Raw genomic sequence first — 15,051 nt, 5'->3', positions numbered from 1 at the left:
ACAGACTCAAACCGTGGCGTTTACACTTTTTGTAAATAAAACATGACGCAAGCGAGGCTGCAAAAATCAGGAGACAGAAACGCAGACGGGCTGCCTCTGGCAGCCCGTCCTGGTTGGAATAGAATGTAATTAAAGCTTTACAGTGGCCTTATTTATACCATATTCGCGCAGTTTGTTGGCAATCGCGGTATGACTCAAGCCCAGCTTTTTGGCCAGTTGTCGGGTACTTGGGTAAGAAGGATAAAGCTTACGCAGCAAATCCCGTTCAAATTTTTTCACCTCTTCGTCGAGCGTACCCTCAAAATTCTCATCAACGTAGGTCATGCTCGGCGTACAGCTGGGTAACTGAATATCTTCTTTGGTGATTTCGTTACCATCCAGCAATGACAACGCTCGGAACAGGGCATTCTGCAACTGCCTGACGTTACCTGGCCAGGGATACTGCTGGAGAAACTCAACGCAGGATTTGCTCAGTTTGGCTGGTCTGCGACCCAGCTTGGCGCTGTGCTGCAAAATAAAGGATTCTGACAGCGGTACAATGTCTGAACGACGTTCACGCAGCGCCGGCACCACCAACCCGAGCACGTTAAGGCGGTAATACAATTCCTTACGGAACTTACCCTCATCAACTAACTGGCCCAGATCCTGGCAGGTGGTACAAATAAAGCGCACGTCAACCGCAACCGGATTTACGTCCCCTACCCGGCGAAACTCCCCGTCTTCCAATACGCGCAATAACTTTGCTTGTAGATGCACCGACATATCGGCAATTTCATCCAGCAATAAAGTACCGCCCGCAGCCAGTTCCAGCAGGCCAGCTTTACCTTCGGTCTGATTAAAGGTTCCGGCGGCGTAACCAAATAACTCTGTTTCGGCCACATTATCGGGCAGCGCGCCACAATTAAGCGCCAGGAACGCCTTATCTGCGCGGCGGCTACTTTGGTGACAGGCTTTGGCCAGCATTTCTTTACCGGTACCGGTTTCGCCAAAAATAAGAATGGGGGCGTCCAGGTCGGCAATACGTTTTGCCTCACTGATAGTTTGTTGCATAACCGGTGACTGGGTCACCAGCTTATCAAAGCTGTCAGTACCGTGCTGATGGAACACGTTGATCTGCTGACCCAGCCTGACTTCGGATTTGAGCATCACCACGGCGCCGGCAAGAATGGTGGTATCGGCCGCATCGGGAACCGTGATAGGTAAAATATCGGCAACAAAATCCTGCTGAATAAATTTTACTTTGGTGCTTTTATGACCGGGCGCTTTGCCCTCCAGCCAACGACCAAAATTAAAGCCTTTCACATACTCACTGATTTCAGTGTTCAGCAGTTCACTAATATCCATTTCCAGGCCACTGGTAACGGCGTCGTTACACAACAGAAGCTTGCCTTTGTTATCAATGGAGAACACCGGATCCGGCAGGGTTTGCACAATCGCGGAGAGCTGATTGCGTTCCCGCTCACCGGGCATAAATAAAGTGGTTTTTACGTCTTCGATACCCTCAATACGACGTATTTTAGGCATTAAATGCTGAAAATCTTCAAATTTAATATTGGGGAAGTTAAGAAATATTTTGCCACCCTCATCAATCTCGATACCTCTGAGATCAATATTATGGGTCACTAAAATATCTAACACATCCTGGGTGATCCCAAGACGGTCCTGACAGCTGATTTCTAAACGCATTGAACACTCAATAACTGTAAACTATATTTTACAAGATATCACAAAATGGTTACTTTTAAAGTTTAATACGCGAAACCGGCGCTAATTGTTCAATTACCCAACAATTAGCGCAAAATACAGCACTTGGATACGAATAGGTGGCGTCTAGCCAGCCCGTTGTTTAGGGGTAAAAAGCGGTTCAAAAAGGCCCTGTTGCTGTGCCTGTTTAACCAGCGGCATAATGTCCATTCTGGAGATTTCCATTAACTGGCTGAAGTTTTCAAGCACGTAGTAAAGCGGTTGTAATATATCAATACGGTAAGGGGTTCGCAGCGCATCCAGCACTTGCAGCGGATGCCGTACTGCCACATCACTCTCAAGCGCATAGCAGGTTTCTTTCGGTGAACTGAGGATACCGCCGCCGACAATACGCAACTCACCATTTTCTTTTACCAGACCAAACTCCACGGTAAACCAGTACAAGCGTGCCAGAAACACCCTTTCCTCTTTACTGGCATTCAGCCCCAGTTTGCCGTAGGTCTCGGTAAATGCAGCAAAGGATGGATTGGTAAGCAGTGGGCAATGGCCCATTACCTCGTGGAAAATATCCGGTTCCTGAAGATAGTGGAACTCTTCCCGGCTGCGAATAAAGGTCGCTACCGGAAATCGTTTACTGGCCAACAGCTCAAAAAATTCTCCAAAACTGATTAAAGCCGGCACTGCGGCGGTCTGCCATCCGGTAGACGCCTTTAGCACACGGTCGATATCCGGTAACTGAGGGATAGCCTGAGGAGAGAGCCCCAACATGTCCAGGCCATCAAAGTATTCTTTACATGCGCGCCCGGGTAACAGGGCCATCTGGCGTTGATACAACTCGCCCCAAATGGCGTTTTCCTCATCACTCCATTGAATCATTCCGTTAATGTCTGGATTTTTTGAATTATATTTTGATTGTTTAGACATAGACCAAATTTGGTTATTAAAGACCGCTCAAGTTTACCCCTTTAAACGTCACACTAAACCTTTAGGATGAGGTTACACCGCTCCAACATGTAACATTAATTTTACAAATGAGAATTCACAGAGCGCTTATCACGGCATTTGAAACGTCCCAACAGGTTGTTTATGCTGCCTTATCCATAACGACGGAAATATCAGAAAAAACAATGTTAAAAATAAAAACGACTTTACTGGCCATGAGCATAATGACGGTGCTCGGCTGCAGCGACAGTACCGTGACGACGCAGCAAAGCACTACGGCCCCGGAAGCAGCCGCTACACAGGCTGTTGATAACGAATCAGCATCACTGAGTGTGGATTATGAAAGTTATGAACTGGATAACGGCCTGACGGTAGTGCTACACGTCGATAAGTCTGATCCTATTGTGGCCATGGCCACCGTGGTGCATGTCGGCTCCAACCGGGAAAAGCCAGGCCGCACCGGCTTTGCCCACTTCTTTGAGCATATGTCATTTAACGACTCAGAAAATGTGCCTAAAGGGGCTAACCGTAAAATGATCCCCGAGCTCGGCGGTACTCGCAACGGCGGCACCTGGAGTGACGGCACTATTTACTACGAAGTGGTACCAAAAGACGCCTTTGATAAGCTTTTGTGGATAGATTCTGACCGCCTGGGTTATATGATAAATACGGTAGATCAGGGCACTCTGGAACGCGAAAAACAGGTAGTTAAAAATGAGAAGCGCCAACGGGTAGACAATCGCCCCTATGGTCATATGGGCCATGTGGTCAGAAAAGCCCTGTACCCAACCGGCCATCCCTATAACTGGACAGTTATTGGCGACCTGGAAGACCTGCAGGCGGCCACGCTGGACGACGTTCGTGAGTTTTACAATCAGTTTTATATGCCAGCCAATGCCACTTTAGTTATCGCCGGTGACATTGATATTGCACAAACTAAAGAAAAAGTGGCTAAGTGGTTTGGTGAAATCAAATCAGGCGAGCCGAGCCCTGCCCTTGAGCCACAACCGGTAAGCCTTGAAGCCGACAAAAAACTCTATCATTTAGACAATTTTGCCAAACTTCCACTACTACGTCTTACCTATCCTACTATTGAACAATATACCGATGATGCTTATGCACTGGATGCCCTGGGCCGCCTGCTCAGCGATGGCAAAAATGCCGTGCTTTATAAAACTCTGGTAGAAGAGCTAAAACTGGCGCCACGTCCAAGCGCCTGGTCTGACACCAATGAGATCGCCGGCAGTTTTGCGATTAACGTGCAGGCTAATGCCGATGTGCCTCTCGATAAGGTATATGCCGGGATCCAGCAGGCCCTTGATGACTTTGCTGAAAACGGCTTTACTGACGCTCAGCTGCAGCGCATCAAGGCGGAACAGGAAACCGCATTCTATTACAATATTGAAAGTATTCTGGATAAAGCACTGCAACTGGGTATTTACAACGAATACGCCGGTTCACCAGGCTTTATCGAGCAGGACATTGCCAATATTCAGGCGGTGACCCGCGAAGACATCATGCGCGTGTTTACTCAGTACGTTTATAACCAGCCAGCCATCGTGGCATCTTTTGTACCTAAGGAACAGCCAGACCTGGTTCTCACTGGTTCCAACAAAGCACCGGTGGAAGAAGAAGAAATTGTTGCGGGCAGCGAACCGGAATTTGAGGAAAAACCGGTCGAGTATACTAAAACGCCTACCGAACACGACCGCTCAGAGCCGGCTCTGACTGAGCTGCCGACCCTTACCACACCAGATATCTGGCATCAGTCAATGGATAATGGCGTGAAGGTGATTGGTATTACCAGCAACGAGCTGCCAGTGGTTAACTTCTCCCTGACAATCGATGGCGGACAGTGGCTGGATCCCAAAGGGAAAGCCGGTACTGCATCGCTGATGGCGCAATTACTTAACGAAGGCACGGCGAATAAAACGCCACAGGAATTGGAACAGGCAATTGGCCAGTTAGGCGCACAACTTTCCATCTCTGCCGATCGAGAAAGCATTGAGTTATCCGGCCGTGTTTTAGCCAAACATTACCCCGCCCTGATGGATCTGGCAGCAGAAATGTTGTTATCACCACGTTGGGATGAGAATGAATTTGAACGCCTTAAATCGGCCAGCTTAACCAGGATTAAACGGGATGAAGGAAATGCCGCGCGGATTGCCAGCAACGTGTTTGCTCACCTGCTGTATGGCGATAACCATGTTGCCGGGCAGCCTATGGGTGGCACTCAGGCCAGTGTTGAGAGCATTACTCTGGCTGATGTTAAGGCCTATTACGAGAAGGTGATGTCACCGATGCAGGCTACATTGCATGTGGTAGGCGCGCTGAGCCCGGAGGAAGCTGTAACGGCAGCAGCACCTGTGAAGCAATGGCAGGGGGAAGCCGTATCACTGCCAGCACAACCTGAAGTTTCAACGGTAGATAAACCAGTGGTTTACTTTGTTGATGTACCAGATGCCAAACAATCGGTGATTTATGTTGGCAAGCCGGTATTACCAGCTTCCGATCGTGACTTTTTTGCCATTGACTTTGCTAATGAGCGACTCGGCGGCGGAATGAGTGCACGCCTCGGTCAGACACTGCGTATCCAGAAGGGTTATACCTATGGCGCGTATTCTTATTTACCAGCCGCACAATATCAGGTGCCCTTTATTGCAGCCTCTCAGGTGCGAACAAATGTGACGTTGGAATCACTGCAAATTTTCAAAAGTCTGATTGGTCAGTATCAGCCCACCTATCTGGAAGAAGACTTGGCCACCGCCAAAAATATGGTCATCAAAGCTAACTCGAGACGCTTTGAGACGCTGGATAGTCAGCTCAACATGCTTGAGGAGATCAGCCGTCTGGGATTAGAGGATAATTACATCGCTACCCAGCAGGAGTTTGTGCAGAACGCATCGCTTAAGGATATTCATCATGTCATTAAACAACACCTTAATGAGCAACAAATGATTTATCTGGTGGTAGGTGATGCCGAAACACAGCTTGAGCGAATCAAAGAGCTTGGCTACGGTGTGCCGGTAGAACTGGATATTCACGGGGAGCCGGTAAACCCCATCTAAAAAAATAAAAATCAAGGGGTCAGAGTCAATTACAATAAAGGGGTCAGAGTACATTATTGGCTACCAATAATGTACTCTGACCCCTTTATTTCCTGCCCCCTTGATCTGGGTTAGCTTTACAAGCGGCTAATTTCGCGATTTAGCTGATACTCACGTGATGTCACGTAGGTTTCCATTTTGCGTAACCGCGATTCAATGGTTTGAAAGCGGTTGGTAATATCGTGAAAGGCCTGACGAGGCGGCTCTCCTGCCTGCCACACACGGGTTTTCACTTCCACTTTGTCGTTATTACCAGAACCGGAATTTCTCCAGCCTTTACCACTTACTTCAACCGGTTGACTGTAATTCATCGCTTCCGGGTTTTGCGGCTTCTTGTCAAAAATGAACCAGCACGCTACATAACTTACTAAAACAAATGGGCCAGCCAGTAGGAAAAACGCGGTTACCGTTAAAATTCGTACCAGCCACACTTCCAAACCGAAGTACTCTGCGATGCCGGCGCAAACGCCGGCTATACGACCGTGCTTGGCGTCACGGTAAATGGTTTTCTTACTGTTCATGCCCGGTTCCTCCATTCAGGTGCTTCTGAGTCTAAAATAGCCTCCAGCGTTTGAATTCGCTCTGACATCGCTTCCGCTTTGCCCGCTAGTTCCTGCAATGCAACCTGCTCTTCGGCTGACAGTCCCTGACTGACTTGCTTTTTACTGCGGTAATGCAGGATTAGCCAGATAGGGGCCACAAAAATCAAAAAGATGATCAGTGGTGCCAGTATGAGTGCAACAATATCTCCGTCCATTTTAATACCTCCGGTCAGAAGTGCTGAGTTCCCCCAGCCAATAAATTATAATCAGTTATTTAGATTTTGCTGTCTTTGCAGCAGGCTTATCAGCCTTTTTCATCTTCGCCTTCAGCGCTTCTAACTCATCATTAATTTTGTCGCCGGCTTCCAGCTCGGCAAATTCGTCCTGCAGCGTTTTCTTGCCCAGATCATAGGCTTCAACCTGCGATTCAATATCATCTATTTTGCGCTCATACTGATCAAAGCGACCCATTGCCTCATCAATCTTACCGCTGTCGAGGGTTTTACGAACCTCAAGGCGTGATGATGCGGTTTTCTGGCGCATCAGAATAGTTTTCTGACGGGCTTTGGCATCAGCCAGCTTTTCCTGCAACTGAACGATTTCGTCCTGCAGTTTGCTAATTTGCTCTTCTACCGCACTTAACTCAGCGGTAAGCACATCAGCAGCTTCCTGACTCTTTTTCTTTTCCTGCAACGCTGAACGGGCCAGATCTTCGCGGTCTTTGCTTAGAGCAAACTCCGCTTTGTTCTGCCAGTCGGCAGCGTCCGCTTCCATTTTGCTGATTTGAGAAGCTATTTCCTTTTTGTTCGCGATGGTCTTAGCAGACGCAGAACGAACCTCAACGAGTGTGTCTTCCATTTCCTGAATAATCAGACGAACCATTTTTTCAGGATCTTCGGCTTTATCCAGTAACGCGTTAATATTTGAGTTCACAATGTCTGTGAAACGAGAGAAGATACCCATAATTATTTACCTCTAGCGCGTGTTAAACATGTGGATTAACTTGGTTTCAACTTGTACTAACACATACAAATACCGCGCCAACTCACAAAAATAAACTAAAGCATTGAATTTATTGGCGAATATTTAATACCAATAAACGCTGTAATCAATAATGTTTTTAATCTACACTATTAATTGGTCGATTTGGCTACTTTTTGAGGGAATTAATGAGTCGTTTTCGCCAGCAAGATAATTTACTTGGCCAGGCTAACAGTTTTTTAGAGGTTTTAGAGCAGGTTTCACAAATTGCCCCGCTCAATAAACCGGTGCTCATTATCGGTGAACGTGGTACCGGTAAAGAGCTGATTGCAGCGCGTTTGCACTTTTTGTCGCAGCGCTGGGATCAAAACTATGTAAAACTAAACTGTGCCGCATTGAATGAGAATTTGCTGGAAAGCGAGCTCTTTGGTTACGAGGCCGGTGCCTTTACCGGCGCGGGTAAACGCCGTGAAGGTCGGTTCGAGCTGGCCCACACCGGCACCCTGTTTCTTGATGAACTGGCCAATACGTCTGGTTTGATTCAGGAAAAACTCCTGCGAGTTATCGAATACGGTGAATTTGAGCGTGTGGGGGGTAACAAAACTCTCAAGGTAGATGTGCGCTTAGTTGCCGCCACTAACGAAGACCTCCCGGCGCTGGCCGACAGCGGCGAGTTTCGGGCCGACCTGCTCGACCGGCTGGCATTTGATGTAATTACCATTCCACCACTGCGTGAGCGCCAGGAAGACATTATGTTACTGGCTGAAACCTTTGCCATTAATATGGCGCGGGAACTCGAAATGGAGCTGTTCAGCGGCTTTACCGAAAAAGCCAAACGAACCCTGCTTGAATATGACTGGCCCGGTAATATCCGTGAGCTTAAAAATGTCGTGGAGCGCGCCGTATATCGCTGTAACAACCCCCATTTACCGGTCCACGAAATTATTCTCGACCCTTTTGAATCGGCTTTTCGGCCAAAAGGGCGAGTTAAAACCCAGGACCGAATCTCTGCGCCTGCCGAGCAGACAGAAGCGAAATCGATCAGCGCCGCCAGCGACGCTGTGGTTGCTGCTGAACCAGTGGCGCCGGCGGCACCGGTAAAACCTGCCTCGGAGTATCCGGTGGATCTGAAAAATCTGTCTCAGCAGTATGAGATCGAACTGATTCAGCAAGCCCTGGCTGACAGTCAGTACAATCAAAAGAAAACCGCTGAAAAACTCAGCCTGACTTATCACCAGTTGCGGGGCTACCTTAAAAAGTACAACCTGCTCGACTCCGCGGCCGCTGAGGAAGAGTAATCATGCAAAAGTGGTTGGTCTGGCCGGTGATTTCAACAGCTTTGATTACATTACTGGGTGGCTGCTCGCCGCAAAAATACAGCGCTAACTATACTAATGGCCTGGTGTATTGTTCAGAAAGCGATCCCATTTCGATGAATCCGCAACTCGATACCTCAACCACAACCGCCGATGCCACTGCCCATCAGATTTACGACCGATTACTTGAATTTGATACCGAGAGCGGTCGCATTCGCCCGTCGCTGGCTTCCAGCTGGTCGGTTAGCGATGACGGGCTGCTATACCGTTTTTCACTGCGCCGGGATGTTAAATTCCACACCACCGATTACTTCACGCCAAATCGCCCTTTCGATGCCAGTGATGTGCTGTTTTCGTTTAATCGCTGGCGGTTACCCGAGCACAGCTTTCATAATGTCTCAGGCGGCTACTACCCCTACTTTGAATCACTGGGACTGGCCGACAATATTGCCGATATTAAAGCCATCTCTCCCTACGAAGTGGAAATTAGCCTAAAACAACGGGACAGTTCATTCCTGGCTAACATTGCCAGTGATTTCTCAGTGATCCTGTCTGCCGAATATGCCGATGTGCTGATGTCCCAGGGCATCCCGGAAAAAATCGACCGACTCCCCATTGGCACCGGCCCGTATCAGTATGCCGATTATCAGAAAAACCACTATATTCGATATGATGTAAATAATAATTACTGGCAAGGCACGCCAGCTAGCAAGGCGCTGATATTTGATATTACTCCCAAGAGTTCATTGCGCCTGGCAAAACTAATGACCGGCGAATGCGACGCGGTGGCCTTTCCGGCCCGGGTTGATCACCAAATCATCCGTGAGAGGGAAGATTTGGTGCTGGCCGAAAAACCTGGCCTGAACATTGGTTTTTGGGCTTTCAATACCGAGCGTCCGCCGTTTGATAACCCTTCTGTCCGTAAAGCCCTCGCCTACGCGATCGATAAAAACACCCTGATTGAAGCGGTCTATTTTGACAGTGCAACCCGGGCTAAATCGCTATTACCAGCTGCCAGCTGGGCTTACCAGGCCGATGCCCAGGATACCGGCTATAACCCGGTACTGGCCCGGCAACTGCTGGATGAAGCTGGCATAGAGCCCGGCTTCACCATGTCTGTCTGGGCAATTCCGGTGGAGCGGGCCTATAATCCCAATGCGCAGAAGATGGCAGAGCTGATTCAGCGTTACCTGGCCGATATTGAGGTGGAGGTGAATATTGTCAGTTACGACTGGTCTACCTTCCGCCGCCAACTGCGTCAGGGCAATCACGACTCGGTATTGATTGGCTGGTCGGCAGATAACGGCGATCCGGATAATTTTTACCGGCCATTATTAAGTTGTGATGCCATTCCCTCGGGAACCAATCGCGCACGCTGGTGTAATCCGGCCTATGATGAGATCCTCGACCGGGCATTACAGACCGAAGACGTAGATATCCGCAAAGCATTATATTTTCAGGCCAACGAACTGCTGTTTGATAAACTGCCAATGGTGCCAATCGCCCATGCTTTGCGGTATCAGGCTTATCGGGAAGAGCTGAATGGCATGGTTATCAATCCTTACGGCGGAGTCAGACTGGGCGGAGTAACCAAACAACGTGATTAGGATCCTGTTTCGCTACTCTATTTTATTCAGTCTGACTTTACTGTCACTGAGTGCCCTGTCGTTTTCACTGATCTATTTGTTCCCGGCAGAGCCGGTGACTACCTTAACCGGTATCACGCCACAAAACCTGATACAGCACGAAGCGCTGATGAATCAGTATCATCTGAATAACAGCATTATTGTGCAGTTCGCCGACTATCTCAGCGAGTTGTTTGCCGGTAACTGGGGGGTCAGTCTGATTTCCGGGCAGCCTCTGTCAGAAGAAATTATGCTGGCCTTACCCGCCACCATCGAGCTCAGTGCCTGTGCCATGTTTATTGTTATTGTGGTGGGCATACCACTGGGTTGCTACAGCGGTTTGCGTGCCTACAGCGCCACTGATTTTACCATTAACTCTATTAGTGTAACGGCATACTCAGTGCCGGTATTCTGGCTTGCAGTGCTGTTTATACTCACCTTTAGCCTGCAATTCGGATGGTTACCGCTGTCCGGGCGAATTAACCTGTTATTTGATATTCCGCCGAAAACCGGCTTCCTGATGATTGATATTTTGCTGGCCGAAAACGTTGATAAAGCAGCGGCATTCAGCGATGCTCTGTTACATATGATCCTACCCGTATTATCGATTGCGTTTATTTCTACCGCTTCAATGATCAGAATCACCCGACGCTCTATTATTGATGTACTGAACAAGCCCTTTATCATTGCCGCACGCTCCAAAGGATTATCCAGCAAGCAGATATTTTTCCGCCATGTACTTAGAAATGCTCTGCTACCCATTCTGCCGCTGATGGCCATGCAGATCACCACCCTAATCACCAATGCAATGATTGTGGAAACCTTGTTTTCCTGGCCCGGCATTGGCAACTGGCTGATTCAGGCCATTTATCAGCGGGATTATTCTGCATTACGTATGGGCATGCTGGCCGTTTCGACGCTGGTAGTAATGATCACCATTGCCATAGATTTATTTAACCGTTTAATCGATCCAAGCAGGGAAAAATACGAAAGTGTCACGATTTAGCCTCTACGATGATGAAGCCCATCCGTCGCCGTGGCAACACACCTGGCGGGCGTTTAAATCCAGTCATATTGCTTTGGTCGGGCTGGCCGTCTTGTTGTTATTTGTATTTTTCGCCTTCTTTGCACCACTGGTTGCGCCTTATAATCCTACTTACCAGAATACCGAAGCATTACTGATCCCACCGAGCTGGGCACCTAACGGTTCGATTGCTCATCTGTTTGGTACCGACGCGCTGGGCCGGGACTTATTCTCACGTATTATGTATGGCTGCCGGGTTACCTTCGGTACCAGTTTGCTGGTTGTCATTATTGCCATGCTGGTTGGCGTCACTATTGGCACCATCGCCGGCATGCTAAGCGGAGTCCGCTCCAGCGTAGTTAACCACCTGCTGGATGCGCTGATGGCCATCCCTACCCTGCTAATTGCGATTATTATTGTTGGCATTCTGGGTAGTGGTCTGGTTAACAGCATGTGGGCGATTACGCTGGCGCTGATCCCGCAGTTTGTGCACCATACCCGCTCCTTTGTGCGGGGCGAAATGAAAAAAGACTACATCCAGTCATCTACGCTGGATGGCGCCAGCAACTTGCAGCTTTTCTACTACTCCATCTTACCCAATATGATTGAAATGCTGGTGGTACAGGGCACTCTGGCCCTGTCTATTGCAGTAATCGATATCAGCGCACTGGGCTTTTTAAATCTTGGCGCACAAGCGCCGCTACCAGAACTGGGGGCTATTCTGGCCACAGGCCTGGACGCCGGTTATCTGGCTCCCTGGAATATTGCTATTCCTGGTGTGTCGATTTTTCTGATGGTATTGTCAATTACCATAGTAGGTGACGGACTACGCTCTGCACTGCGCAAACGGGTGAATCGCTAATGCCTTTACTGGATATTAAAAACCTGACCCTGGAAATCGATACCGGTACCCAGGTAATTAAAGCCCTCGACAAAATTAACCTGACCGTTAACTCGGGCGAAATTCGCGCGTTAGTAGGCGAGTCTGGCTCAGGCAAAAGTCTGATTGTACAGGCGATATCCGGGGCAACACCGCCAAACTGGAGCATCACCGCCGACCGCATGAGCTGGAACGGTAATAACCTGCTGTCGATGTCTGAGCAAAAGCGCCGTCAAATCCTGCGTAAGGATATCGGGGTGGTATTTCAACATTCCATTGCCTCGCTCGACCCGTCGGTCACTCTCGGTGAACAACTGGAAGAATCCCTGCCGGATCAGCTAATTGAAGGTAACTGGTTCTGGCAGCGGGCACAGTCGCGACGCAAGGTGGTGATTAACACCGTGCACAAAGTGGGCATCAAAGACCACGAACAGTATCTGCGTGCTTATCCTCATCAAATCCCGACCGATATTGGTCAGAAACTGATGCTGGCCATGGCACTCATCAGCCAGCCGAAAATGCTGATTGCCGATGACCCGACCCGGGGCATGGAAACCACCACCAAAGTGCAGGTACTAAAGTTATTGTCACGTCTGAACCAGACCCGCTCATTAGGGATTTTATTTGTCAGTCACGATTTGCTGGCCATTGCCAGTATGTCGCATACCATGACGGTGCTTTATTGCGGTCAGACCGTTGAGTCCGGCAAAATGAAGCATATCCGTAAACGACCGCTGCATCCTTATACCAAGGCGTTAATGGACAGCGCGCCTAGTTTCAGTAAGGATTTACCGCCCAAGTCACAGTTACCCACCCTGGCCGGTACCATCCCTACTCTGCAGCATCTGCCTATCGGCTGCCGTTTGGGGCCTCGTTGCCCGCGCGCCCAGCGCGCCTGCGTAAATGTACCGGCGGTGCGTAAAATTCATGACCATAGCTATAGCTGCCATTTCCCACTACATCGGGAGAAAGTATGACGCAAATTCTCAATGTCAGCGGCTTAACCTTTCGCCACAGCAGTAAAAAGCGCTGGCTGAAAAAGCCGGAGGTGTTTTCTCTCGGCCCGATTGATATGCAGGTGACCAAAGGCGAAACCATTGCCATTATTGGTCAGAACCGTTCGGGTAAATCGTTACTGGCAAAAATGCTGGCCGGTGCAGTGGAACCCGATGAAGGCCATATTCAGTTGCAGGAAGAAAGATACTGGTCGGTAAAACACCGGGTGGCGCGTAAAAAAGCCGACATAACCGGCATCCGCATGATTTTTCAGCATAACAGTGAGTCGATTAATCCGGGGATTACGGTGGGTCAAATCCTCGATGAACCCCTGCGCTTAAATTCCTCCATGGCCGAGGACGAGCGTAAAGCCCTCATAGGCGATACATTGGTTAAAGTAGGGTTGTTACGGGAACATATTTATTTTTACCGTCATATGCTTTCTGACGGCCAGCAACAGCGTGTTTCACTGGCGAGAGCCATATTACCCGACCCCAAGGTACTGATTGCCGATGAACCGTTTGCCGCGTTGGATCCCACCATCCGCTCCCAGACGGTCAACCTGATCCTGCAGTTGCAAAAAGAGATGGGGCTGGCGTTTATCTTTATTTCGCACAACCTGGGGATTGTCCGGCACATCGCCGACCGGGTGATTGTGATGGATAAGGGGCAGATTATTGAGAGTGGTAAAACCGAGACCATCTTTCGATGGCCTCAGCAGGAAATGACCAAGAAACTGGTGATGTCTTATCAGTCGTTGATCCCGCAACAAACCATGCGGGAAGCCGATTAATAAATTAGCCCACCAAAGCTAACAGCACACCTGCGGCCACAGCAGACCCGAGCACACCGGCAACGTTTGGCCCCATAGCATGCATTAACAGGAAGTTGTGCGGGTTAGCTTCCAGACCAACCTTGTTAACAACCCGGGCAGCCATAGGCACAGCTGATACCCCGGCGGCACCAATTAGCGGGTTAATAGTACCGCCACTGGCCTTACTCATGATTTTGGCCATGATCACACCTGTTGCAGTACCGATCGCAAAGGCAATGGCGCCCAGCCCCAGAATACCCAGCGTTTCAACCGTCAGGAATTTATCCGCTGACAGCTTAGAACCAACGGCTAACCCCAGGAAGATAGTCACAATGTTAATCAACTCGTTTTGCGCAGTTTTGCTTAAGCGGTCTACCACACCACATTCTTTCATCAGGTTACCAAAGCAGAACATCCCCACCAGCGGCGTTGCTGAAGGCAAAAACAAAATGGTCAGGAACAGCACTGCCAGTGGGAATAACACCTTCTCCTTGGCAGAAACGTGACGTAACTGGGCCATCTCAATCTTGCGTTCTTCCGGTGTGGTAAGTGCCTTCATAATAGGCGGCTGAATAATAGGTACCAGTGCCATATAAGAATAGGCAGCAACCGCTATAGCACCGAGTAAGTCAGGCGCCAGTCGCGAAGCCAGGAAGATAGCCGTAGGGCCATCGGCACCACCGATGATGGCAATTGCAGAGGCATCTTTAAGGGTAAAATCAAAGCCCGGAATAAAGTTAAGCGCAATCGCACCGAACAGCGTAGCAAAAATACCAAACTGAGCAGCCGCGCCGAGTAACAACATTCGCGGGTTGGCGATTAACGCGCCAAAATCCGTCATTGCCCCCACGCCCATAAAAATGAGCAGAGGGAAAACGCCGGAGTGGATCCCCACTTCGTAGATGTAATACAACATGCCGCCAGGTTCGGTAAAACCGGCCAGAGGAATGTTGGTCAGTAAGGCACCAAAACCAATCGGAAATAACAGCAGTGGCTCAAACTTTTTAACAATGGCCAGATACAGCAGTAGTCCGCCTACTGCCATCATAATTAACTGGCCGGATTGAAAATGGGCTAGCGCGGTGCTGTCCCATAATATGGCTAATTGTTCCATGGCCGG

Annotated in this window: 13 protein-coding genes; 7 read left to right on the top strand and 6 right to left on the bottom strand. The window is 49.1% G+C overall.

Translation table 11 applies throughout. The features are described 5' to 3' along the window. Window positions 1–129 precede the first annotated feature (129 nt). On the bottom strand, window positions 130–1,686 hold the full coding sequence (gene tyrR, locus C6Y40_RS10050) for a transcriptional regulator TyrR (protein ID WP_105934485.1): 1,557 nt from the start codon (window positions 1,684–1,686) through the stop codon (window positions 130–132). A gap of 144 nt (window positions 1,687–1,830) precedes the next feature. Then, the gene (phhA, locus tag C6Y40_RS10045; RefSeq protein ID WP_105934484.1) at window positions 1,831–2,628 is read right to left on the bottom strand and encodes a phenylalanine 4-monooxygenase; all 798 of its coding nucleotides are present in this window, start codon (window positions 2,626–2,628) and stop codon (window positions 1,831–1,833) included. A 203-nt stretch (window positions 2,629–2,831) separates the two neighbouring features. Between phhA and C6Y40_RS10040 the strand changes: the two genes are divergently transcribed. Next, window positions 2,832–5,714, top strand: coding sequence for a M16 family metallopeptidase (locus tag C6Y40_RS10040; protein ID WP_105934483.1), 2,883 nt, complete (start codon window positions 2,832–2,834; stop codon window positions 5,712–5,714). 116 nt (window positions 5,715–5,830) lie between these two features. Here C6Y40_RS10040 and pspC read toward each other — a convergent pair whose 3' ends face one another. The 3 genes from pspC to pspA are packed head-to-tail and all read right to left on the bottom strand — an operon-like array spanning window position 5,831 to window position 7,258. After that, window positions 5,831–6,274, bottom strand: coding sequence for an envelope stress response membrane protein PspC (gene pspC, locus C6Y40_RS10035; protein WP_105934482.1), 444 nt, complete (start codon window positions 6,272–6,274; stop codon window positions 5,831–5,833). After that, window positions 6,271–6,510, bottom strand: a complete 240-nt coding sequence (gene pspB / locus C6Y40_RS10030; RefSeq protein ID WP_105934481.1) for an envelope stress response membrane protein PspB — start codon at window positions 6,508–6,510, stop codon at window positions 6,271–6,273. Before pspB ends, pspC begins: the two co-directional genes overlap by 4 nt. A 55-nt stretch (window positions 6,511–6,565) precedes the next feature. Next, window positions 6,566–7,258 carry a phage shock protein PspA gene (gene pspA, locus C6Y40_RS10025; RefSeq protein ID WP_105934480.1) on the bottom strand — a complete coding sequence of 231 codons (693 nt, stop codon included), beginning with the start codon at window positions 7,256–7,258 and terminating at the stop codon, window positions 6,566–6,568. A gap of 206 nt (window positions 7,259–7,464) precedes the next feature. On the opposite strand from pspA, the gene pspF reads away from it, so the two are divergent. Genes pspF through C6Y40_RS09995 form a run of 6 tightly spaced genes read left to right on the top strand, consistent with a single transcriptional unit; the run spans window position 7,465 to window position 13,910 of the window. Beyond that, a complete protein-coding gene (gene pspF / locus C6Y40_RS10020; protein ID WP_105934479.1) occupies window positions 7,465–8,574 on the top strand; it encodes a phage shock protein operon transcriptional activator in 1,110 nt (369 codons plus the stop codon). Window positions 8,575–8,576: 2 nt separating this feature from the next. Further along, complete coding sequence (locus tag C6Y40_RS10015) at window positions 8,577–10,199, top strand: ABC transporter substrate-binding protein (protein WP_105934478.1); 1,623 nt, start codon at window positions 8,577–8,579, stop codon at window positions 10,197–10,199. Further along, window positions 10,192–11,223 carry an ABC transporter permease gene (locus C6Y40_RS10010; RefSeq protein ID WP_105934477.1) on the top strand — a complete coding sequence of 344 codons (1,032 nt, stop codon included), beginning with the start codon at window positions 10,192–10,194 and terminating at the stop codon, window positions 11,221–11,223. The genes C6Y40_RS10015 and C6Y40_RS10010 overlap by 8 nt, the downstream gene beginning before the upstream one ends. Further along, on the top strand, window positions 11,210–12,103 hold the full coding sequence (locus C6Y40_RS10005) for an ABC transporter permease subunit (RefSeq protein WP_105934476.1): 894 nt from the start codon (window positions 11,210–11,212) through the stop codon (window positions 12,101–12,103). The genes C6Y40_RS10010 and C6Y40_RS10005 overlap by 14 nt, the downstream gene beginning before the upstream one ends. Then, window positions 12,103–13,098 carry an oligopeptide/dipeptide ABC transporter ATP-binding protein gene (locus C6Y40_RS10000; RefSeq protein WP_105934475.1) on the top strand — a complete coding sequence of 332 codons (996 nt, stop codon included), beginning with the start codon at window positions 12,103–12,105 and terminating at the stop codon, window positions 13,096–13,098. The genes C6Y40_RS10005 and C6Y40_RS10000 overlap by 1 nt, the downstream gene beginning before the upstream one ends. Continuing rightward, the gene (locus C6Y40_RS09995) at window positions 13,095–13,910 is read left to right on the top strand and encodes an ATP-binding cassette domain-containing protein (RefSeq protein ID WP_105934474.1); all 816 of its coding nucleotides are present in this window, start codon (window positions 13,095–13,097) and stop codon (window positions 13,908–13,910) included. Before C6Y40_RS10000 ends, C6Y40_RS09995 begins: the two co-directional genes overlap by 4 nt. Window positions 13,911–13,914: 4 nt before the next feature. Here the strand turns inward: C6Y40_RS09995 and C6Y40_RS09990 are convergent, their stop codons facing one another. Further along, on the bottom strand, window positions 13,915–15,045 hold the full coding sequence (locus C6Y40_RS09990) for a sodium ion-translocating decarboxylase subunit beta (protein WP_105934473.1): 1,131 nt from the start codon (window positions 15,043–15,045) through the stop codon (window positions 13,915–13,917). Between the last annotated feature and the right edge of the window lie 6 nt (window positions 15,046–15,051).

Source organism: Marisediminitalea alba, assembly GCF_002993365.1.
Lineage (GTDB): Bacteria > Pseudomonadota > Gammaproteobacteria > Enterobacterales > Alteromonadaceae > Alteromonas > Alteromonas alba.
Note: the sequence above shows the minus strand (reverse complement) of the source record. Positions and strands in the feature narration are given on the sequence as shown.

Coding starts and splice junctions, on each gene's coding strand:
- pspB (WP_105934481.1), bottom strand. CDS start 6,510: ATGGACGGAGATATTGTTGCACTCATACTGGCACCACTGATCATCTTT.
- pspC (WP_105934482.1), bottom strand. CDS start 6,274: ATGAACAGTAAGAAAACCATTTACCGTGACGCCAAGCACGGTCGTATA.
- phhA (WP_105934484.1), bottom strand. CDS start 2,628: ATGTCTAAACAATCAAAATATAATTCAAAAAATCCAGACATTAACGGA.
- C6Y40_RS09995 (WP_105934474.1), top strand. CDS start 13,095: ATGACGCAAATTCTCAATGTCAGCGGCTTAACCTTTCGCCACAGCAGT.
- C6Y40_RS10000 (WP_105934475.1), top strand. CDS start 12,103: ATGCCTTTACTGGATATTAAAAACCTGACCCTGGAAATCGATACCGGT.
- tyrR (WP_105934485.1), bottom strand. CDS start 1,686: ATGCGTTTAGAAATCAGCTGTCAGGACCGTCTTGGGATCACCCAGGAT.
- C6Y40_RS10040 (WP_105934483.1), top strand. CDS start 2,832: ATGTTAAAAATAAAAACGACTTTACTGGCCATGAGCATAATGACGGTG.
- pspA (WP_105934480.1), bottom strand. CDS start 7,258: ATGGGTATCTTCTCTCGTTTCACAGACATTGTGAACTCAAATATTAAC.
- C6Y40_RS09990 (WP_105934473.1), bottom strand. CDS start 15,045: ATGGAACAATTAGCCATATTATGGGACAGCACCGCGCTAGCCCATTTT.
- C6Y40_RS10015 (WP_105934478.1), top strand. CDS start 8,577: ATGCAAAAGTGGTTGGTCTGGCCGGTGATTTCAACAGCTTTGATTACA.
- pspF (WP_105934479.1), top strand. CDS start 7,465: ATGAGTCGTTTTCGCCAGCAAGATAATTTACTTGGCCAGGCTAACAGT.